The sequence below is a fragment of the Ramlibacter rhizophilus genome, from assembly GCF_004681965.1.
Taxonomy (GTDB): domain Bacteria; phylum Pseudomonadota; class Gammaproteobacteria; order Burkholderiales; family Burkholderiaceae_C; genus Ramlibacter; species Ramlibacter rhizophilus.
On record NZ_SMLL01000004.1, the window covers coordinates 323871 to 345438 of the forward strand.

18 protein-coding genes, 1 tRNA gene and 1 pseudogene are annotated in these 21568 nt (G+C 67.0%); 18 read left to right on the forward strand and 2 right to left on the reverse strand.

Features of this window, described 5'->3' with window-relative positions:
* The first annotated feature begins 34 nt into the window (after positions 1-34).
* Genes EZ242_RS11445 through EZ242_RS11455 form a run of 3 tightly spaced genes read left to right on the forward strand, consistent with a single transcriptional unit; the run spans position 35 to position 3944 of the window.
* Positions 35-544, forward strand: coding sequence for an FKBP-type peptidyl-prolyl cis-trans isomerase (locus tag EZ242_RS11445; protein WP_135285292.1), 510 nt, complete (start codon positions 35-37; stop codon positions 542-544).
* Complete coding sequence (gene ispH, locus EZ242_RS11450; protein WP_135285293.1) at positions 541-1506, forward strand: 4-hydroxy-3-methylbut-2-enyl diphosphate reductase; 966 nt, start codon at positions 541-543, stop codon at positions 1504-1506. Before EZ242_RS11445 ends, ispH begins: the two co-directional genes overlap by 4 nt.
* On the forward strand, positions 1506-3944 hold the full coding sequence (locus EZ242_RS11455; RefSeq protein WP_135285294.1) for a DUF3482 domain-containing protein: 2439 nt from the start codon (positions 1506-1508) through the stop codon (positions 3942-3944). The genes ispH and EZ242_RS11455 overlap by 1 nt, the downstream gene beginning before the upstream one ends.
* A 19-nt stretch (positions 3945-3963) precedes the next feature.
* Here the strand turns inward: EZ242_RS11455 and EZ242_RS11460 are convergent, their stop codons facing one another.
* Positions 3964-4191 carry a CsbD family protein gene (locus EZ242_RS11460; RefSeq protein WP_135285295.1) on the reverse strand — a complete coding sequence of 76 codons (228 nt, stop codon included), beginning with the start codon at positions 4189-4191 and terminating at the stop codon, positions 3964-3966.
* Positions 4192-4344: 153 nt separating this feature from the next.
* Here EZ242_RS11460 and serS point away from each other — a divergent pair, with 153 nt between their 5' ends.
* Positions 4345-5655 (forward strand): serine--tRNA ligase, encoded by a 1311-nt coding sequence (gene serS / locus EZ242_RS11465; RefSeq protein ID WP_135285296.1) that lies wholly within the window; start codon positions 4345-4347, stop codon positions 5653-5655.
* Between the two features lie 48 nt (positions 5656-5703).
* Here the strand turns inward: serS and EZ242_RS11470 are convergent, their stop codons facing one another.
* Positions 5704-6120, reverse strand: coding sequence for a VOC family protein (locus EZ242_RS11470; protein WP_240787057.1), 417 nt, complete (start codon positions 6118-6120; stop codon positions 5704-5706).
* Positions 6121-6246: 126 nt separating this feature from the next.
* Here EZ242_RS11470 and EZ242_RS11475 point away from each other — a divergent pair.
* The 14 genes and pseudogenes from EZ242_RS11475 to EZ242_RS11540 all read left to right on the forward strand — a co-directional run bounded on the left by EZ242_RS11475 (position 6247) and on the right by EZ242_RS11540 (position 21414).
* Positions 6247-6337: transfer RNA gene (locus EZ242_RS11475), tRNA-Ser, on the forward strand.
* 193 nt (positions 6338-6530) lie between these two features.
* Positions 6531-7811, forward strand: a complete 1281-nt coding sequence (locus EZ242_RS11480; RefSeq protein ID WP_167784723.1) for a tyrosine-type recombinase/integrase — start codon at positions 6531-6533, stop codon at positions 7809-7811.
* A gap of 2 nt (positions 7812-7813) precedes the next feature.
* Positions 7814-8260 carry a hypothetical protein gene (locus EZ242_RS11485; protein ID WP_135285298.1) on the forward strand — a complete coding sequence of 149 codons (447 nt, stop codon included), beginning with the start codon at positions 7814-7816 and terminating at the stop codon, positions 8258-8260.
* A 1143-nt stretch (positions 8261-9403) separates the two neighbouring features.
* Positions 9404-10561, forward strand: a complete 1158-nt coding sequence (locus EZ242_RS11490; protein ID WP_135285299.1) for a hypothetical protein — start codon at positions 9404-9406, stop codon at positions 10559-10561.
* A 1341-nt stretch (positions 10562-11902) separates the two neighbouring features.
* A pseudogene (locus tag EZ242_RS22410) lies at positions 11903-12205 on the forward strand (tyrosine-type recombinase/integrase); the annotation flags it as partial.
* Positions 12206-12545: 340 nt separating this feature from the next.
* Positions 12546-13382: an IclR family transcriptional regulator gene (locus tag EZ242_RS11500; RefSeq protein WP_135285301.1), complete on the forward strand. Its 837-nt coding sequence runs from the start codon at positions 12546-12548 to the stop codon at positions 13380-13382.
* Between the two features lie 35 nt (positions 13383-13417).
* Positions 13418-14425, forward strand: coding sequence for a cupin domain-containing protein (locus EZ242_RS11505; protein WP_135285302.1), 1008 nt, complete (start codon positions 13418-13420; stop codon positions 14423-14425).
* Complete coding sequence (locus tag EZ242_RS11510) at positions 14422-15618, forward strand: FAD-dependent monooxygenase (protein WP_135285303.1); 1197 nt, start codon at positions 14422-14424, stop codon at positions 15616-15618. Before EZ242_RS11505 ends, EZ242_RS11510 begins: the two co-directional genes overlap by 4 nt.
* A 24-nt stretch (positions 15619-15642) precedes the next feature.
* Positions 15643-16536, forward strand: a complete 894-nt coding sequence (locus EZ242_RS11515; protein WP_135285304.1) for a fumarylacetoacetate hydrolase family protein — start codon at positions 15643-15645, stop codon at positions 16534-16536.
* Positions 16537-16678: 142 nt separating this feature from the next.
* Positions 16679-17908: a cytochrome P450 gene (locus EZ242_RS11520; protein WP_135285305.1), complete on the forward strand. Its 1230-nt coding sequence runs from the start codon at positions 16679-16681 to the stop codon at positions 17906-17908.
* A gap of 34 nt (positions 17909-17942) precedes the next feature.
* Positions 17943-18266, forward strand: a complete 324-nt coding sequence (locus EZ242_RS11525; RefSeq protein WP_135285306.1) for a 2Fe-2S iron-sulfur cluster-binding protein — start codon at positions 17943-17945, stop codon at positions 18264-18266.
* Positions 18267-18271: 5 nt separating this feature from the next.
* Entirely contained in the window at positions 18272-19501 is a 1230-nt protein-coding gene (locus EZ242_RS11530) for an NAD(P)/FAD-dependent oxidoreductase (protein WP_205960633.1), read from the forward strand.
* A gap of 43 nt (positions 19502-19544) precedes the next feature.
* Positions 19545-20300, forward strand: a complete 756-nt coding sequence (locus EZ242_RS11535; RefSeq protein WP_135285308.1) for an SDR family NAD(P)-dependent oxidoreductase — start codon at positions 19545-19547, stop codon at positions 20298-20300.
* A gap of 70 nt (positions 20301-20370) precedes the next feature.
* Entirely contained in the window at positions 20371-21414 is a 1044-nt protein-coding gene (locus tag EZ242_RS11540) for a TRAP transporter substrate-binding protein (RefSeq protein ID WP_135285309.1), read from the forward strand.
* Positions 21415-21568 lie beyond the last annotated feature (154 nt).

Here is a 21568-nt window from a genome sequence, read left to right on the forward strand (position 1 = left end):
TTTCTACAATGGCGGCCAGTTTATCGGGACATCCATGGCCACCACCGCGCCCATTTCCGCGCCTATTTCCGCGCCCACCGGCGCCCGCGTCGCCCCGGGCTCCTTCCTCACGCTGCACTACCGGCTGGCCGGCCCGGCCGGGGACATCATCAACACCTTCTCGGGCAAGCCCGCCACGCTCACGCTCGGCTCGGGCGAGCTGTCGGCCGCCGTGGAAGAGCGCCTCATCGGCCTGGAGGAGGGCGCCCACGCCACCTTCGACATCCCGGCGGGCCAGGCCTTCGGCGAGCGCAACGCGGAGATGGTGCAGTGGGTCGCGCGCAGCCTGCTCGCGAAGATGGGCGACCCGGACGAGGACTACCGCGTCGGCGACGTGGTGCAGTTCCCCACGCCCGACGGCCTGGGCAGCTACGCCGGCGCCGTGCGGCAGGTGGGTCATGACGGTGACGGCGACGGCCGCTCGGACGCCGTGCTGTTCGACTTCAACCACCCGCTCGCGGGCCAGCCCGTCACCTTCGAGGTGCGCGTGATCGGGGTGCTATGAGCGCTGAGAACCGCGCACCTTCCGAAGTGCTGCTGGCCGAACCCCGGGGCTTCTGCGCCGGCGTGGACCGGGCCATCGACATCGTCGAGGCGGCGCTCGCCAAGTTCGGCGCGCCGGTGTACGTGCGCCACGAGATCGTGCACAACACCTTCGTCGTCAACGACCTCAAGTCCAAGGGCGCCGTCTTCATCGAGGACCTGGCCGAGGTGCCGCCCGGCGCCACCCTGGTCTTCTCCGCGCACGGCGTGAGCAAGGCAGTGGAGCGCGAGGCGCAGGGGCGAGGCTTCGAGGTATTCGACGCCACGTGCCCGCTGGTCACCAAGGTGCACGTGGAAGTGGCCAAGCTCGCGCGCGAGGGCTACGAGTTCCTCATGATCGGCCACAAGGGCCACCCCGAGGTGGAAGGCACCATGGGCCAGCTCGACGAGGGCATTCACCTGGTGGAGGACGTGGCCGACGTCGCGCGCGTGCAGCCGCGCCAGACCGAGCGCCTGGCCGTCGTCACGCAGACCACGCTCAGCGTGGACGACGCGGCCGAGATCATGGCGGCCATCAGGACGCGCTTTCCGCAGGTGCGCCAGCCCAAGCAGCAGGACATCTGCTATGCCACGCAGAACCGGCAGGACGCCGTGAAGCTGCTCTCGGCCGAGGTGGACGTGGTGCTGGTGGTGGGCAGCCCCACCAGCTCCAACAGCAACCGCCTGGCCGAGGTCGCGCGCAAGCGCGGTGTTCCCGCCTACATGGTGGACAACGCCGACGAGCTGCGCCCCGAGTGGCTGGAGGGCAAGGCCCGCGTGGGCCTCACGGCCGGGGCGTCCGCGCCGGAGGTGCTGGTGCAGGCCCTGGTGGCGCGCATCCGCAGCCTGGGCGGGGTCTCGGTGCGCCGCATGGACGGCATCCAGGAGACCGTGAAGTTCCCCCTGCCCAAGGGACTGAAGCTGCCGGCCGCGCCCGGAGCCTGATGCGGGTGCGCGAGGCCTCGGACACGCTCCTCGTCGTCGATGCCGGCTGCGCCCGGCGCCTGCTGCTGGCGCAGGCGGTGGACGAGTCGGACACGGAAGGCCGCTTCGTCAGCGCCGTCGAGCGCGAGCAGCTGGAGCGCGAGGCCTTGCATGCGGTCGCGGGCGCGCAGCCCGCGCAGGCGCCCGAGCCGGGGCCCTACCTGGACGAACGGGCGCGGCGGCTGATCGACATCGTGCGCCGCCGCGACCCGCGCCTGGCCTCGCTGGAGCATGCCGAGCCCTGGCAACGCTGGCTCGGCTGGGGCCTGCCGCTGCTGGCCCTGGCATTGGGCGCGGGCCTGGAACGCATCGACAACCCCGCCCAGGTCAACCTGCTGTCGCCGCCGCTGCTGGCCTTCCTGTTCTGGAACCTGCTGATCTACCTCGGCCTGCTGCTGCGGCCGCTGTGGAACCGTCGCCGCCGCAGCAGCGGCCCGGGCGGGCTCGCCGCCTTGCTGCGCGAGCTGCTGGGGCACCGCAGCGAACCGCGCGGGCGGCGCGTACGCGCCGATGTCTTCACGCGCTTTCACGCGCAGTGGTGGCGCATCGCCGGCCCCCTGGAGGGTTGGCGCGTGGCGCGCATCCTGCACGTGTCCTCAGCGGCCTGGGCCGTGGGGGTGGGCCTGTCCATCGTGCTGGGCGGCCTGGTGCGCGAGTACCGCGTGGGCTGGGAGAGCACGCTGCTGGACCTGCCTCAGGTGCATGCGCTGCTGTCCGTCCTCTTCGCGCCGGTGGTGGCGGTGCTGCCGCTGGAGGGCTTCACGCTTGCGGAGCTGGAGCGCCTGCATTTCCGCTCGGGCGTGGCGGTGGGGCAGGCCGAGGCGCGGCACTGGATCGCGCTGTACCTGGGGCTGCTGGGCCTGCTGGTGGTGCTGCCGCGCACGCTGCTCGCGCTCTATGCCGGCGCGCGCCGGCGCTGGCTCGCGCGCAGCTTGCAGATCGACCTGAACGAGCCCTACTTCACGCAGGTGCTCGCGCGCGTGAGCCCGGCACGGGTGGCCATCGTCTGGGCCGCTGCCGAGCCACCGCTGCGCGAGCGCCTGCGGCGCCTGTGGGCCGAAGCCTCCCTGTCACCCGGCGCGCCGGAGGCGGCCGCGGCCCCGATCCGCACCGACCGCGGCGACGAGCTGCTGGCCGGTGAATTCGTGCCCGCGCTGGACGCACCGGCCTCGGAAGCGGTGAAGGAGGCGCCCCGCATCGCCGAGGCCCCGAGTTCCACGGGCGCGGCGAGCGCCGCGGCCACCGTGCCGGCCGCCGCGCGCTCCCCCGCGCGCTGGCTCGCCCGCCTGCAGGCCTGGTGGGAGCCGCCGGCCCGCGCGGCCCTCACGGTGCCGCGCCCGCTGGCCGACCTGTGGCTGGTGGCGCTGGGCACTTCGCAGGAACTGGAGACCATCCTGCCGCACCTGCATGCCTTGCCCCGGCCGGTGATCCTCCTGCTGGCGGACCCGGCGCAGGAAGCCTCCGTGTGCGCGACGGCCGACACCGCGCGCCTGCCCTTCGAATGCCTGCCCCTGCACGCCAGCATGGGCGTGTGGGCCTGGGAAGAGCCCCTGCGCGAAGCCATCGCGCGGCATCTGCCGCAGCACAAGGCCGCCGGGGCGCAGCGCCTCTTCGCGACCTGGCGCACGCGGCACGAAGACCGGCTGCAGCAGGCCATGACGTTGCTGGCCGAGCCGCTGCAGCAGGCGGCCGCCGACGTGCAGACGGTCGCTTCCGGTCCCCTGGGCTGGCGCCGCATCGTCGACGCCGGTGAGCGCGAAGCCGGCGTGCAGGCGCGCGAGGAAGCCATGGCGGGCCTGATGCAGCGACTGGCGCAGTCCCAGGCGCGCAGCATGACCCAGCTGCGCCGGCTGCATGGCCTGCCGCCGGCCCCGGCGCAGGACGCCGCGGCCTGGCGCACGGACCGCTTCGTGGTGCGGCAGTCGGTCGATGCGCCGCAGGCCGGCATGGCGGGCGCGGCCAGCGGCGCTGCGGCCGGCGTGGGCATCGACCTCATCACCGGCGGCCTGAGCCTGGGCGCCGGTGCGGCGCTGGGCGCCTTGGTGGGCGGGGGCGCGGCCTTCGTCGCCGCGGCCCTGAAGAACCGCGCCGCACCCGGCGGGGGCACGCTGGTGCAACTGAGCGAGCCCATGCTGCAGGCCCTGTGCGAGATGAGCCTGCTGCAGTACCTGGCCGTGGTCATGCGCGGCGACGCGGACAGCGACGCAGGCAGCGGCCCTGAAGCCGTGCCTGCCGCGTGGCGGTCCGAAGTGGTGGCCTGCGTGGAGCGACGCCGGCCCCAGCTGCACGCCCTGTGGCAACGGCTGCGAAGCCAGCCTCCGGACGTGAAAGCGCCCGGCGAACTGGCCGGGCTGCTGGCCTCGCTGGCGCGCGAGGTGATGGGGCGCCTGCGGAACTAGGCGCCCCGAAGCGGGACCTTTACACGCCGCCCTTGCGGTGCGTGGTGTCCGTGTGGGTGTCGGTGCGATGCTCGGTGGACTTCTGGGCGTCGTCCTTGGCATCACCCCAGTTCTTCTGCACCTTGCCCTTGGCCTCGCGGGCCATGCCCTTGGCTTCGTGCTCGTGGCTTCCCGTCGCGTCGCCCAGGTTCTTCTGCGCCTTGCCGGCCATCTCGTCCACGCGGCCCTTGACTTGATCCTTGTTCATATCGCTCTCCTTAAAGGAATACTCGAGAGCCTTCAGGCTAGGCAGACCGGAGCGTGCGGGATGCAGGCCGTGCCCACGCCTGGCTGTGCGGCCCCGCCTACGGGGCGGTAGGAGCTCATCAAGCGGAGCGGGCGGCCCACCTAGAATCGCCCGATGCTTGACATCAGCCTGCTTCGCAAGGACCTCGACGCCGTCGTTCGCCGCCTGGAGGCGCGCAAGAGCCCGCAGCCCTTCCTGGACGTGGAGGCCTTCCGTCGCCTGGAGGCCGAGCGCAAGGTCCTGCAGACCCGTACCGAGGAGCTGCAGGCGCAGCGCAACCAGCTGTCCAAGCAGATCGGCCAGCTCAAGGCCAAGGGCGAGAGCGCCGACGAAGTGATGGCGCAGGTGGCGAGCATCAAGGACGAACTGGAGCGCAGCGCCGCGCGCCTGGAACAACTGCAACCCGAGCTGCAGGAGCTGCTACTGGCCGTGCCCAACCTGCCGCACGAGAGCGTGCCCGTGGGAGAGGGCGAAGAGGGCAACGTGCAGGTGCGAAGCTGGGGCACCCCGCGCGACTTCGACTTCAACGTGCGTGACCACGTGGAACTGGGCGAGCCCCTGGGGCTGGACTTCGAGACCGGCATCAAGCTCGCCGGTGCGCGCTTCACTGTGATGAAGGGATCCATCGCACGCCTGCACCGCGCGCTCGCGCAGTTCATGCTGGACCTGCAGACCCAGGCGCATGGCTACACCGAGTGCTACACGCCCTACATCGTCAATGCCGAGACCCTGCGCGGCACCGGGCAGCTGCCCAAGTTCGAGGCCGACCTGTTCGCCGCCAAGAAGGGCGGCCAGGAAGGCGAGGTGGCCAGCGAGGACGCGGCGCTGTACCTCATTCCCACCAGCGAGGTCTCGCTCACGAACTTCGTGCGCGGCGAAGTCGTTGCGCAGGCGCAGCTTCCCATCCGGCTCACGGCGCACACGCCCTGCTTCCGCTCGGAAGCGGGCAGCGCCGGCCGCGACACGCGCGGCATGATCCGCCAGCACCAGTTCGACAAGGTGGAGATGGTGCAGATCGTCCACCCCGAGCAGAGCGACCAGGCCCTGGAGGAAATGACCGGCCACGCCGAAGCCGTGCTGCAGCAGCTGGGCCTGCCCTACCGCGTCATGCTTTTGTGCACCGGCGACATGGGCTTTGGCGCCGCCAAGACCTACGACCTGGAAGTGTGGCTGCCCGCGCAGGGCACCTACCGCGAGATCAGCTCCGTCTCCAACTGCGAAGCCTTCCAGGCCCGCCGCCTGCAGGCGCGCTTCAAGAACGCCCAGGGCAAGAACGAACTGGTGCACACGCTCAACGGCTCGGGCCTGGCCGTCGGCCGTGCGCTGGTGGCCGTCATCGAGAACTACCAGAACGCGGACGGCAGCATCACCGTGCCGGAGGTGCTGCGCTCCTACATGGGCGGGATGGAGCGGATCGGGGGCTGAGCGCCGCGCGGCAGCGCTGCGCCGGAACCGGCGCGCGCCCGTCGATGCTCAATGCTCCGAGGACACCATCCAGGGGATGCCGAACCGGTCGGTGAGCATGCCGAAGTGCCCGCCCCAGAAGGGCGGCTCGAAGGGCATGGTCACCTTGCCGCCTTCGCTGAGCGCCTCGAAGGCCTTGCGGGCGTTCGCGGCATCGCCCGGCACGAACACGGACATCGCGAACCCGCCGTAGCTCGGCGCCGGCTGCCCGGGCATGCCGTCGCTGGCCATGAACCGGGCGCCTTCGCTCTCGAAGGTGGAATGCATCACCTTCTGCTTCCAGCCGGGCGGCAGCTGCCCGTTATCCATGGGCGTGCCTTCGTAGCGCATCAGCGTGGTGATCTCACCGCCGAGGCAGCGCTTGTAGAACTCGAGCGCTTCCTCGCAGTTGCCGTTGAAGAAGAGGTAGGCTTCGATCTGCTTCATGGAGGTCTCCAGGACAGGGCGGGGCACGGATCGTAGACCCGCGGCGCCGCGCTGCCGAGCCCTCCGGACGCCTGCTTGCATCCGCTACAATCGCCGGCTTCGCACCACAGCGAAACCATCACATCAGGAGCGGTGGCAGAGTGGTCGAATGCGCCGGACTCGAAATCCGGTATACGGTTTCACCGTATCGAGGGTTCGAATCCCTCCTGCTCCGCCAGGATACTCCACCGTTAACACGCACTGAGCCGCTGTTAACGCGCAGGAGAAAAATCCTAAGTCATTGATTTGACTGCATTTTTTTCCCCTAGCAGACTTTCTCAACACGCACTCAGCGCGCGCTAACGCGCACAGAGCAGTCGGCGGCTTCTGGCGGAATGTCTGGCGGACTGGAATGCTGTGAAGGGATTGACATGAAGCTCAATGGCAGGACAGCCAAGCTGCATCTGCTCACGGTTCGGCAGGTGCAATCGGCGGGCGAAGGAGATCACTCAGACGGGGGAGGGCTCATGCTGCGCGTGCGCGGCGTATCGTCCAGCTGGGTTCTTCGGTACACCTCACCGGCGGGGCGACGGCGCGAGATGGGGTTGGGCGCTGCTAGGCGGAGCAGCTCAGCGGACGCAGGCGGCAGCCTCGCACTTGCTCGCAAGTTGGCACGTGAAGCGCGCGATCAGGTGCAGGAAGGTCGTGACCCCATTACCGAGCGGGATCACCAGCGTGCAGCTGCCCGCGATGCGGAGGAGGCAGCAAGGGCAAAGCAAAAGCGCCAGCACCTTACCCTCTGCCGAGCCGCTCGTGAATATCACGAGCGCGTCATTGAGCCTCGGCTGTCAAGCAAGCATGCAGCGCAATGGTTGGCTTCTCTGGAGAACCACATGCTGTTGGACACTTGGCACAAGCCCATCGCAGAGATTACGCCGGCGGCGCTTCTAGCAGCACTCCAAACCGTGCGCCCCCATGAGCGGGCCCGGAACGTCACCGGCAGCACAGTGCCTGAGACACTCAATCGCATCCGACAGCGGCTGGACGCGATCTTCGAGGATGCGATCTTTCACGGTCATTGCACGAGCAATCCGGCGGCTGCAATCCGGCGCAAGATGCGGGAGGTGCTCCCCGCGAGGCGATCAAGACAACTCAGGGCGCTCGAATACCGCGAGGCGCCGACGCTGATGGCTAAGCTAAGGAAGACGCAAGGAGTCTCGGCGCGTTGTTTGGAACTGGCATTGCTCACAGCTGCGCGCACATCGGAGGTGCTCGGCGCCGAATGGAGCGAGTTCGATTTGGTCGAGAACACGTGGACGATTCCAGCCGAGCGCATGAAGGCTGGGGAAGCTCACGTAGTCCACCTCTCGGAGGACGTGCGAGAGATCGTGCTTGGACAACGCGGTCTGGATACAGCGCTGCTGTTTCCTTCTCCCACAAAGCCAGGCAAGCCTATGTCCAACATGGCGCTACTCGCGACGCTGGACCGTCTGAGCGCACGCGCTCAAACAACGGTTCACGGGTTGTGTCGGGCGACGTTCTCCACCTGGGCATACGACACCGGTGCGGCACGCCCTGACGTAATCGAGGCATGCTTGGCGCACAAGGAAGCGGATCGGGTAAAAGCCGCCTACAACCGGGCGCAGTTCACGACCGAACGGCGAACTCTAATGGAATCTTGGGCGCGCTTTCTTTTGTCAGGTGACTCTTAGCTATGCCTCTCTACTACTACGTCGGTCGCGGTACTGAGCTCGAAAGTGATGAGCAGCCTGGATCCGCATGGTTCCGGCAGCCTTCCTTGCTGCTATTTGCAGTCATGCAGCACATGCTTGTTGACCGAAATTTCGCGGAAGCAGCTGTTCGCGCGATTGTGTCGTTCACAACGCGCGATGCTCGGCTTTCGGAAGTCCTTGAAAAGTGCCAGCGCAAAGGCAGCTCGGGTCGGCCGCAAGTTCCTTATGAAGACCTTGTCGTATTGCTCGACGTGCACGACTTCGTCCGCCAGCAGCTATCCCGCGAGGACACGCTCCGCGAATTGGAGCGTATGTTCCATCTTGAAAGAAGAACAATTGAAAGGCGTCTAGCCCGTGCGCGGAAAATGGTGAAAGCAGAAGATCGATGGCCGTATGGACTTGAGGCCATGCGGTATCGCGGCGACTAACCTGACCGCCTGCTCTCCAAGGGCCGGAATGTAGGGGCAAGCGCGCGTTGCTGACGCGCTGTATGTCTTGTTCAGCAGCGGCAGAACGTACATCACGGACCGCCACGCCGCGCACCATTACTGCAGTTGCGCCCAGGCTGGGCAGCGCTCGTGGTATTTCAACTGGCCGCACCCGCTCGCGCACAAGTTGCTTGCACCAGGACGGCTGCCGAAATCGCTGTCGGTCTCAACCCATCGATCCCACGATTCACTCAGGCAATGAAGATGCGGTTGCCGCCCCTCTCAAGTTCGACGACAGAAACCCGAAGATTTTGCCGGTGACAAAGGCTGCACTGGCTCTGATCCTTTCCGCACCGCATGCACGCGCGGGCATACATCAGGAAGGTGAGAGGATGGAGCAAATGAGGCACAACGATCGTCCGAGCTTGCCGCCGGTCTTGGCTGCATCACTGACGAAGACCTCGCCCTACTTGCCGACACGGCGGTGGAGATCGTCGCCACGTGGCGCCACCGCGGTGAAGGGCCGGTCTTTTGCAAGGTCGGGACGCGAGCATTTCACAGCCTGGGTGCCGTGGTGGACTGGATGTACAGGCGCAACAAGCACTCGGCAGAGGCGCAGCGATGACGCGCTCGAGTGAATGTGGCAGAAGTGGTGCCTGCGGCCAGGCTTCCTCAGTCGACGCGTATGTCCGGCGAGGTATCGGTGCAGTGCGGGAGAGTGTTCCACTGCTGCTGCTAACGGAGCAGGAGGCCGCACAGGCGCTTGGCGTAAGTCATCGCAAGTTCCAAGACTTGCGAGATCAGGACTGGTGCCCAAAACCGATCGTCCTAGGGCCGAGACTGCTTCGCTGGGCGCGGGCGGAACTGGAGCAAGCAATTGCGAACATGCCACGCCAGGTCACGAAGGCCGAACCACTGCGGGAGCGCATAGATCGCATGAAGCGCACCGCGAAGTAGCTTAGTGAAAGCGCGACGCGCAGCGCGAGAAGCTGGCGACTCTGCAGATTTAGTTTCCGCTTTTCTTTGGACCCGACTCGGGCCGTGCAGCTTCTCCCGCGTACTGCAGGCGAGAGCATCCGAAAGACCCAGCCCGCGCGACGAGGTCGGCTGCTACCAGGGTCGGACTATCCAAAGGTCTCACACATGATTTACGCACCGGGTCAAGTACTGCCGCCGAACTTCCCAGGGATTCCGCCCGAGCTGAAAGAGCTGGCGCGATGGCTCGTGTGGCGCGGCGCGAAAGTGCCGTACTTGGCAACGGCCATCAAAAGCAAGGCTGACGTCACCGACCCAACGTATTGGTCGACATTTGAGCAGGCGCAAACTGCATATTCCGAGGGAGGATACCTGGGGGTTGGATTCGCCTTGAACGGCGACGGCATTGTCGGCCTAGACCTCGACAAGTGCGTTGTAGGCGATCAACCAGACGAGCGCGCGCTCTCGCTACTCGAGCGGCTCGGGTGCGGCTACATCGAACGGAGTCCCTCTAACACCGGACTGCGGGCGTTTGGCCGCGCAGAGCTGAACGGCTCCTTCAAAGGAGTTCTTGAAGGGGTGCGATTCGAGGCCTACGCAAGCGGCCGCTACCTAACAGTGACCGGGCGTCACTGGAAAAACGGGCCCTTAGCCCCGCTGCAGGGCCTGAACGAGCTACTCACTCAAGCGGAGACTCCACAGAAGAGTACAGAGGAGAACAGAAGCAATCCCCCCCGGGAGTTGCTTTCCACCTCTCTGCCATCTCAGTTTTCTCCGTGTCTCTCTGTGGACCAGGTGGCGCACACCCTCCCTTCTGGCGAGGGCGAGCGCAACCGGCGACTTTTTGATCTCGCTCGACTTGTGAAGGCAGCTATGCCGCATGCCACGCAGGAACAGCGCCGTGCCGTCGTCCAGGTCTGGTATCGCATGGCATCGCCGTTTATCGCGACTAAAGAATTCTCGGTCTCCTGGGCGGAGTTCGAGTACGCCTGGACTCGCGTGAAGTTCCCCCCCGGACGCGGTCTTGCGGAGTTGTTGAAGGGGGTCGACTTCGAAGCACCGCTACCCGACGACCTCGCCTCTCGCGGTTACATAGGTCGCGACAAACAACTGATCCACGTCTGCGCAGCGCTGCAAGATGCTCACGGTGACCAACCGTTCTTCTTGTCCGTCAGAACAGCCGGTGTCATCTTGGGGGTGGATTTCAAGTACGCCGCGCTGATGTTGAAGGCTTTAACGCTGGACGGAGTCCTGACCGTCGTCAAAAAAGGGGTGGGTAAGCAGGCCACTCGCTACAAGCTGGTGAGAAGGGTCAATTGTGGGTAGAGGCGGTTCTGTTGATTTTCCTATTGATTTCGCATCGCATGAAAACGAGACAGCTCACAAATCAGTGCACGAAGTTGGATATACGTCAGCTTTGTCGGTCGGGTTTTGGCACACCGGGCACAACACTCGAGGTAACTCGTGAACGTGGGCGGGCAGGGCAGATACGCGTCCTAGTTGAACTGCGCGTGAGCTACCAGGCGACCGTTCGGACGTGGTCACCCTCTCTCACCTGCTTCCCGCTTGAATCCCTGGTCAACGTATTGATAACGAGCTGCCACTTCGGTGGGCGGCGCCTCTGGTGGCAGTGCCCGAGCCTGGAATGTGGACGGCGGGTTGCGGTCCTGTACGAATGTGACGGGGAGTTCGCTTGCAGAACGTGTCGTGAGCTCTCCTACAAGTCACAGAGAACTGGCAGAACAGAGCGGCTGAGGCTGGCTGTTGAACGACTCCGGCGCGAAATGGGGTGGCAGCCGGGAGTCGCAAATGGTGAGGGCCAACGCCAGCCGCGTACTCACCTCAGGACGTACTTGCGGCTACAGGAGCGCTACTTCCAATTGCTGAACGTTTATCTCACGGCTGCTAGCGAGTCGCTGCCCATGACCAAAGCTACGCGGATTGGGGAAAGAAAATGAGCAAGGACAACATCGCCGTGAAGTCCAGTAGGAAGGTGGTGGACTCCGGTGCCTCGTACCACAAAGGTTGGCAGGTTCGCGGTTTCCCGCCAACAGCATGTCAGCCCGAGCAGCCTACGGCCGCGAAGCGGAAAGACAAACGCAGTGTTATCGGTACATTTTCATCCCGATCGGCTGCGGAGGACTGTCGGGACCTCGCTGCCCGATTCGGATGGCTCGATTTGGAAGTTGTCGAGGCGAAGAATGATGGTCCGCTGGAGGACAATCTTTGGAGCGAACTGCCATAGGTAACTATGGATTTGCAAGGAGACTTGGCGGATCCACCGTCCGCCCAACGTGACCCGCCTTCGCCTCACGGTCAGCCCTCCCACCTGTTGTCCGCTACGGGTTCCACCTCAGGCACCTCGAGAAGGTTTGCTCTCGGCCAAGAAGCAGACCTCAGGCGACGACAGATTCGGGGTGACCCCCGCCAGCTCACTGTGCTCGTCAATGCCCGCAACGTTCAATCGCCGGAATTCCTGGCGCAGCTGCTCTGCGGCGCTCGCGTCCGCCGCCAGATGCAGCGGTCCGGTCTCGGACAAGACGCCGTCAGGAGTCGGCACAACCGCCGCGTAGGCTGACCGGTGACGCGGGAGACATCGAGAAGGTCGTTCACCAGGCGAGACATGTGCGCGACTCCCGCGCGGTCTCTCCCGCAGTGGCGCTCGTCATTGATGATGTCGCCGACACTGCAGACAGCTACCTGTTCCCCGGTCGGCGTGTTGAGCGGAACCTGTCGGTGCGCCAGTACAGCCGGATCGTGAAGGGCTGGGCGAGCTGCATCGGGCTTGATCAGAACAGGTATGGCACGCACTCGCTCCGGCGCACTAAGGCGACGCTGATTTACAAGCGGACCAAGAACATCCGGGCAATCCAGCTGCTGCTCGGTCACACGAAGCTGGAGAGCACTGTCAGGTATCTGGGGATTGAGGTGGATGACGCACTCGAAATCTCGGAGCAGACGGAGATCTAGGCCGCTTTCGGCCAGGAGCCGACCGCTCAAGCGCACCTCAACCCCGAGCACGTTAGGGCCTCGTTCCGACTCGGTCGTCGGGGTGTGAAGCAGGTGTGCAAGCGCGCCGGGCAGCGTACCCAGCGACGCAGCTGCCGCTGCACGAGCTTGGCACGAACCATCCAGCCAACTTGTTGAGCCCGCGACCACGCGGACGGGACATCGGTAGCCTCACCGGAGATTGACGCCGCGTGCTGCTGGCGTTGGCAGGTGCTGCGTGCCGGCGCGCTGGATTACGCGCTCGGCGTTGACCAGCGAACTACGCTGTGCATAATGAATTTATGCTTTGCGTAAATTGTTGATGCCCAGAGCCACGACGACTCCGCTCACCGCCACGCCGCCCGCGTCGGACCGCGGGCGTGGTCAAAAGGTGCAATCGGCTGAGGTCGCCGTGACCGTGCTGAAGGCTCTGGCGGCACTGGGCGGGGCCGCAACCCTGACCCGCTTGGCCCTGCAGCTGCAGGAACACCCGGCCAAGGTGCACCGCTACCTCTCCAGTCTGGTCAGCTCCGGTTTCGTCGAGCAAGACCCGATCACCGCCCGCTACTTCCTCGGCAGCGAGGCGATCTTTCTGGGGCTGGCGGCCCAGCGGCAGTCGGACGTGCTGCGCCTGTGCACGGCCGAGATTGCGAAGGTGACCGAGGACCTGGGCGTGAGCTGCCTGGTCGCCGTGATGGGCAACCAGGGCCCGGTGATCGTGCGTTGGGAGGAGCCCGTGCAGGCCATCGTGGTGAATGTACGGGCCGGTTTCGTCATGCCGGTGCTGTGGTCCGCCACGGGACGGGCTTTCGCGGCTTTCCAGCGTTCGGCCGTGGTCGAGGCGGTGATCACGCGCGAGCTTGCCGCTGCCACCGCGCAGCAGCGCCGCGAACTGCCCGACCGCAAGGCCGTGGAAGCCATGCTGGCCGGCTACCGGCCGCATGGTTGCACTTGGCTGCGGGACCAACCGCTCAAGGGCGTGGGCAGTCTCGCGGCGCCGGTGTTCGAGGCGAACGGCCAGGTGGCTGCCGTCGTCGTAGCGCTCGGCGTCGCGGAGACCTTCGACCTACGGCCGGACGGCCCCAATGCGAAGGTGCTGCGGGCGGCTGCGCAATCGGTGAGCCAGCGACTGGGCCATGCGATGGCCGATGCGAGCTGAAGGACGACGGCAGTCACGATCCTGAGAGGACGACCATGAACTTCTCCGAAGACTCTTCTTGCGAGGCTGGCCCGGTCGGCACCGTCGAGGAACTGATCGAAGACATCGCGCAGGTGCACTGCGTCCCTGGCTGGATCCGCCACCCGCGGCCTCTCATGTGGCCGCGGCCCCGCTCCAGTTTCGTTCCGGCGCATTGGCAGTACTCACGCATCCGGCCTGCGCTCGTAGCGGCCGGCCGTGTGATCGGGACCGACCAGGCCGAGCGTCGCAACTTCATTCTGCGCAACCCCGTCGAGGGTAACGACTTCGGCACCACTCGTACGCTGATCGGGGCCTACCAGTCCATCCTCCCGGGCGAGCGGGCGCGCGCCCACCGCCACTCGCCCCATGCGTTGCGCGTCATCCTCGAGTCACGCGGGTCGTACTCGGTGGTGGACGGACGCAAGCACCCGATGGAAACCGGCGACATCGTGCTCACGCCCGGTGGTTGCTGGCACGGGCATGGCCACGAAGGTACGGAGCAGGCGTTCTGGTTCGACTGCCTGGACATTCCCCTGGTGCACCTGCTGGAGCCGATGGCGAGCGAGGAGCATCCGCAGGGCTGGGAAGCCGAGGTGACCGAGGAGGCAAGCTCGGCGATGCGCTTTGCCTGGGCGGACACGCAGCAGGCCCTGCAGGCCCAGGCCGCTTCCGAAACCCCGGGGCAATCGCGCCTGTTCGGCGCCACCGTGGAACTGCCGGCGCCTTCCATGCCCACCATTGGCATCAAGGTGCATCGCATGGCGGCGGGTTGGCAGGGCGCGCCCTACCGCCACAGCGCCAGCTCCATCTTTGTAGTGCTGCAGGGGCGCGGCACGAGCGAGCTCGGAGAGGCCCGCTTCGACTGGGCTTTCGGCGATGTCATCGCAGCACCGATGGCCGTGCCGCTGCGGCACCGGGCCGACAAGGAGGCGGTGATCGTGGAACTCACCGACGAGAAGCTGATGCGGCACTGCGGCTACTACCGCCTCGAGCTGCTCGAAGCGCAGGGGGGCGCGCAATGAAAGGTGTCGGCGGACTCCCGGTGGTGGTCGTCGGCGCCGGCATCGGCGGGCTCGCCACCGCATTGACCCTCGGCCGCCAAGGGCGCCCGGTGTCGGTGCTGGAGCAGGCCGACCAGATCGGCGCCATCGGCTACGGCGTGCAGATCGGCCCCAACGTGCTACCGCTGCTCCAGCGCCTGGGGCTGGGCGAGGCGGTGCTCCAGAAGGGGTATCTGCCCACCGAGATCCGCTGGCTCGATCTCTCCAGCGGCGCGCAGATTGCGGACATCCCGCTGCATACCGAGGCCTTCGCCCGCCGCTATGCCGGCTCCAGGTACATGGCGATCCATCGGGTGGACCTGCACGAGCTCTTGCTGGCCGCCTGCAAGGCGCTGCCGAACGTCGCGCTGAACCAGGCCACGGCCGTGACCGGCTACCGGCAGGAAGGCGAGCGGCTCGCCGTTCTCACTGCCGAGGGCCGCGAGGTCGAGGCGGCGGCCGTGATCGGCGCCGACGGACTGCGCTCACGCATCCGTGCACAGATGCAGCCGGGGGACGCCCCGCGTGACACGGGCTATGTCGCGCACCGCACCATCGTCCCGATGGAGGAGGCGCCGCAACTCGCGCGCCGCCGCACCGGCGTCACCATGTGGAGCGGCGCGGGCGTGCACGTCATCTACTACCCGCTGCGGGAACGCACCGAGCTCAACATCGTCCTGGTCGTGCGCGTGCCGCCGGGCGTCGAGAGTGACAGCCCCGCCTACCGCGAGCACCTCGCCCGCGTCATGGCCGACGCACAGGCGGAGCCGCGCGAGCTCATCGCCCGCGTGAATCTCGGCCGGCGCTGGGCGATCGCAGACCGCGATCCGATCCGCCGCTGGTGTGATGGACGGGTGACCCTGCTGGGCGATGCGGCCCATGCCACCCTGCAGTCCCTGGCGCAGGGCGCCGGCATGGCCGTCGAGGATGCAGCGCTGCTGGGGGACCTGCTGCAGGAGGCGGGCCAGGACTACGCGGCCGCCTTCCAGCGACTGAATCGGGCTCGCTTCCTGCGCACCGCGCGCGTTCAACTCGAGTCGCGCGCGCTCTGGGACATCTACCACTGTGACGGCCTTGACGCCGAGGTCCGCGCCTTGCAGTGGGGCGAGCGCCGGCCCGAAGACTTCTATAGCTGCCTCGACTGGCTCTGGACGCCGATGCAGCCCGCTCCCTGAACCTCTCGTGACCCAACCCCCCAAATGAAAATTTGCCGCTTCAACCACGACCGCCTCGGCCTCATCGAAGGCGACGCCGTCTTCGACGTCACTGCCGCGCTCGATGCCTTGCCGGCCGTGCGCTGGCCCGGCCGTCCGGGCGATCCGCTTGTCGGTCATCTCGATGCCGTGCTCTCGGCCGCACGGCGCCTGCGGCCTGAGGCGGCGCGGCAAGCCCTCGCCAGCGTGGCGCTGGACAGCCCCATCACGCAGCCGAGCAAGGTCATGGCCGCACCGGCCAACTACCGCTTGCATGTGCAGCAGGACACCAAGGACCCGGGTGTCGACCACGGCGTGCACGCCAAGGCCCTCGACGGGGTCGACCGCCCGGTCGACAAGTACGGCCTTTTTCTCAAGGCGAGCTCGTCCATCGTCGGCCCGCGCGAGGGCGTGGAGATCGTGTTTCCGGAGCGGCGCACCGACCACGAGATCGAACTCGGCGTGGTGATCGGCAAGCCTGGACGCGAGATCGCCCGCGCCGACGCCATGCGGCACGTGGCGGGGTATCTCATCGGCCTGGACATGACAGTCCGCGGGGTGGAAGAGCGCAGTTACCGCAAGTCCCCGGACAGCTACACCGTGCTCGGCCCCTGCCTCGTGACTGCCGACGAGATCAGCGACCCGCACGCGCTCACGATGTCGCTATGGGTGAACGGCACGCTGCGACAGCACACGTCCACCGGGTCCATGACCGTGGACATCCCGGACCTGATCGAGTTCGCTTCGCGCGCCTACACGCTGCATCCCGGCGACGTCATCCTCACCGGAACGCCCGAGGGGGTGGGGCCGGTGGTCGCTGGAGACGAAGTGCGTGTGGCCTGCGAAGGGATTGGGGAGATGAGCTTCAAAGTGAAGCCCCGCCAGGTTGGCGCCGGGTGAAGCTGCGCGCAGGCGAAACCGCTCACGGCAGTTCGCCATGCGCACAAGCAGTCCGAATTCATTGACCCAGATCAAGACGGCCCTAGACTTTTTGTCAGGTGCCGCTCGGTCACGATGACACGGCACAAGGAGACAAGCAGACATGCAGACCACTGCACCCGTGGACCGGGAAGCGGCCGTTGCGGTTCCCCGCACCGACTTCGATCCCTACGCCGACGCGGCCCTGGACGACCCGTACCCGCACTACGAGATGCTGCGCGAGCTCGGGCCGGTGTTCTACCTCTCGCGCTACGAGGCCTACGGCTTGGCCCGGCATGCCGAGATCGATGCGGTGCTGCGCGATCCGGTCACGTTCTGCTCCAGCGCGGGTGTGGGCCTCGCCAACTTCCACACGACCGAGCCCTGGCGCAAGCCCAGCATCATCCTGGAAGTGGACCCGCCGATGCATGGCCGCACGCGCAAGGTCGTGGCCGGGCTGCTGGCGCCGGCGTCCATCGGGCCGCTGCGGGCCCGCTTCGAGCAGGAGGCGGATCGATTGGTGGACCGGCTGCTGGAGAAGGGCCGGTTCGACGCGGTCACCGACCTGTGCGAGGCCTACCCCCTGAAGGTTTTCGCCGATGCGGTCGGCATCCCGGCCGAGGGCCGGGAGCAGTACCTGCTGCCCTATGGCGACATGGTCTTCAACGCCTTCGGGCCGGTGAACGAGCGCTTCCGGAAGTGCCTGGCCAAGGCCCAATCCGGCGCCATCGACTGGATCGCCGAGGTCTGCAAGCGCGAGAACCTCACGCCCGGCGGCTTCGGTGCCCGCCTGTACGAGGCGGCCGACGAGGGCCTGCTGGCGCCGGAGGAAGCGCCGATGCTGGTGCGCACGCTGCTCTCGGCCGGTCTGGACACCACGGTCTTCACCTTGTGCAACGCGATCCGGTCGTTCACGCGTTTTCCCGATCAGTGGGCCCTGGTGCATGCGAACCCGTCGATGGCCCGGCAGGCCCTGGAGGAAGTCCTGCGGTATGAAAGCACCTTCCACTCCTTCTATCGCACCACCACGCGCGAGGTGGAGGTGGCCGGCGTGACGATGGGGCCGGAACAGAAGGTCTGCGTGTTCATCGGGTCGGCCAACCGTGACCCCCGGCGCTGGGGCGATACGGCGGACCGGTTCGACGTCACGCGCCGCGCGGCGGGCAACATGGCCTTCGGCACGGGCGTGCACGGCTGCGCGGGGCAGATGATCGCCCGCCTGGAAGGTGAGATCGTGCTGACTGCGCTGGCCCGGCGCGTGAAGTCCTTCGAGGCCGAAGGCACGCCGGTCATCCACTACAACAACTCGGTTCGCGGCTACACCAGCATGCCGGTGCGCATCACCGCCGCGTGACGCTCCTGCCGCGAGTCATCTTTCCAGGGCACCCATGCCGAAGATCACCTATGTCCAGCCCGGCGGTGAGCGCCGCTCCGTCGAGGTCGCGCCCGGCGCGACCGTCATGCTGACCGCCGTTGCCAACGGCATCCCCGGCATCGTGGCCGAGTGCGGCGGCGCCGCCATGTGCGCCACCTGCCACGTTTACCTCGACGAGTCCAGCGCGGCGGCCGTGCCGCCGGTGAGCGAGGTGGAGAACGAAATGCTGGACAGCGCCGCCAGCGGGAGGCGTGACAACAGCCGCCTTGGCTGCCAGCTCGTGGTCGCGCCGGGCGTGGACGAGATCGTCGTCCACATCCCCTCGCACCAGGTCTGATGCCGATGGACGCTGGCGTCATCATCGTCGGCGGCGGGCAGGGCGGTTTCCAGGCTGCGGCCTCCCTGCGCGAGGAAGGCTATGCCGGGCCAGTGACGCTGGTGGGCGCAGAGCCGGTCTCGCCCTACCAGCGCCCACCCTTGTCCAAGGGCTTTCTTACCGGCAAGACCCCGCAGGCCCAACTCCCCCTGCGGCCAGACGCGTTCTATGAGGAGCGCGGCATCGAGTGGCTTGCGGGCGAACGCGTGACCGGCATCGACCGCGTGGCACGGCGCGTGACGCTCGCGAGCGGTGCCCGCCGAGCGTACGACCACCTTGTGTTGGCGACCGGCGCCGTCCCACGCATGCCGCGTAGTCCCGGCGCCGAGCTCGAGGGCGTGCAGGCTCTGCGCACCCTGGCCGATGCGCAGCTGCTGAAACAGCGGCTCGGGCAGGCCCATCGGGTGGTGGTCGTCGGGGCCGGGTTCATCGGGCTTGAGATCGCTGTGGCATCGCGTGAGCTCGGGCTCGAGGTCGAGGTCGTCGAATTCGCGCAGCGGGCGCTGCAGCGCTCCGTGTCGGCCGATGCAGCGGCATTCCTGTCCGTAGCACTGCAAGCGCGCGGCGTCCGTTTTCATTTCTCGACCGGTGCCGAAGCCTTTCTCGGCGAGGCTGGCCGGGTGTGCGCTGTCCAGACACATCGCGGCGATGTTCTGCCCGCAGACGTGGTGGTCATCGGCGTGGGCGTCGAGCCCGATGACGCGCTGGCCCGTGAGTCCGGGCTTTCGGTGCAAGGCGGCGTCCTGGTGGACGATTACCTGCTGACCAGTGACCCCGCGATCTCCGCGCTTGGCGACTGCGCGCGCTTTCCCGCCGCGGACGGCGCGCCGCCGATCCGCATAGAGTCCGTGCAGAACGCGGTCGATCAGGCGCGCTGCATCGCCGCGCGGGTCGTTGGCCGTCCGGTGCGGTACCGAAAGGTGGCCTGGTTCTGGAGCGACCAAGGGCAGAACCGGCTGCAGATCGCCGGTGTCGCCGACCCGGCCGATGCGTCGGTGCTTCGCGGCTCCATCGCGGACGGCAAGTTCTCCGTCCTGCGCTTTCGCGGCGACCGGCTCACCGCCATCGAGTCCGTCAACAGCGCGGCGGACCACATGGCCGCCCGCAAACTCCTGGCGGCCGGCATCGCGGTCACGCCCGAGCAGGCGGCCGACGCGAGCGTGAAGCTCGCGAGCCTCGTGGCCATGGCCGCCTGACCGGCCGCAGGACACCCCACATAACGACCAGGAGATTCTTGCCATGACTGAAAGTCCCAAGACCGTGATCGTCACCGGCGGCGCCAGCGGCATCGGCCTTGCCTTCTGCGAGCACCTCGCCAACCTGGGTCACCGCATCGTGGTGGCCGACCTGCGGGGGGCCGATGAGGCCGCGGGCAGGCTGCGGGAGCAGGGTGCCCAGGCCGTCGGTGTGCGGACCGACGTGGTCAGCGAGGACGACGTGGCCGCCATGGCCCGCTCGGCCGAAAGCGAGTTCGGCGGGGTCGACGTGCTGGTCAACAACGCTGGCCTTTTCACCACGCTGGCCCTGAAGCCCTTCGAGCAGATCGGCAACGCGGAATGGATGCGCGTGATGGAGGTCAATACGCTCGGGCCCTTCAACTGCGCCAAGGCAGTGCTGCCGGCGCTGCGCCGCAGCGGTCGCGGCCGGGTGGTCAACATCGCCTCGATCGTGCCGATGAAAGGGCCGCCCAACATGGCCCACTATGTCGCGAGCAAGGGCGCGGTGATCGCTTTCACGCGCTCGCTGGCGCGCGAGTTGGCCAAGGACAGGATCACCGTCAACGCCATCGCGCCCGGGTTCACGCTCAGCGACGGCGTGCTGCAGAACGACCTGCACAACCGCATTGGCGACAACGCCCGCACGACGGGCCGCTGCATCCAGCGTGACCAGGTCGCGGGCGATCTCGTGGGAGCGCTGGCCTACCTGGTCAGCGACGGCGCTGCCTTCGTCACGGGCCAGACGCTGGCCGTGGACGGTGGCAGTGTTTTCCTCTGAAGGAGTTCCTCACCGCCTTTCGTGCTTCATCACCCCTGCAAACCGCAAGATTTAGAAAAGGAGACAAGCCATGCAACGACGTTCACTGCTCAAATCCGGCGCCGCCATCGCACTGGGCGCCCCCGCACTCCACGGCTTCGCCCAGGAGACGGTCACGTTGAAGTTCCACACCTTCATGTCGCCCGCGTCCAATGTCTGGCTGTACATCCACAAGGCGTGGATGGACAAGGTGGAGAAGGACTCCAACGGCCGCATCAAGTTCGAGGCCTATCCGGCGATGCAGCTCGGTGGCACGCCGCCCAACCTGTACGACCAGGCGCGTGACGGCGTGGTCGACATCTCCTGGACCCTGCCGGGCCTGACGGGCGGACGCTTCCCGCGCGCCGAGGTGTTCGAGCTGCCCTTCATGATGAAGGACGCCGAAGGCACGTCCCGCGCGGCCTGGGAGTTCTACACGACCATGATGCGCGACGAGTTTCAGGATACGCGCGTGCTGGCCTTCCACACGCACGGTCGCGGCCTGCTGCATACGCGCAGCAAGCTGGTGAAGTCGCCCGCTGACCTGCGGGGCGTGAAGATGCGCGGACCGACCCGAATGGCGACCCGCCTGCTGGGCCACGCCGGCGCCATTCCCGTCGGCATGCCCCTGCCCGCTATTCCGGACGCGCTGAGCAAGGGAACGGTCGACGGCGTGGCCCTGCCCTGGGAAGTCACGACTTCGGTGAAGGTGCTGGAGCTGTGCAAGTACCACAGCGAGTTCCCGGATTCGAGCCCGGCGCTCTACACCTCGGTGTTCGTCATGTCGATGAACAAGCCCAAGTACGAGTCGCTGCCGCCGGACCTGAAGAAGGTGATCGACGCCAACTCCGGCGCCGACGTGTCCGCCTGGATGGGCAAGGTGCAGCAGGACTATGACCCGATTGCCCGCAAGCAGGCGATCGAGCGAGGGAACGTCGTGCATACCATCGGCCCCGCGGAGACCGCGCAGTTCCAGAAGCTCACCAGCAGCGTGGACGAGGAGTGGGTCGCGGACATGAACAAGAAGGGTTTCGACGGCAAGAAGCTGCTCGCGACGGCCAAGTCGCTGATCACCAAGTACAGCAAGAACGGCTGACCCGAGCCGGCAGTCACCACGGATGCGGCCGCGCGGAGCGGCCGCTCCCGTCGGCTCGATGGCGCGTCGTGGCGACGGGAGGCCCCGCCGCGCCAGCGACATCAAAACGTGTACGCGGACCGTCACAGGTTTCCTGTTCCTGGCCGACGAAGCG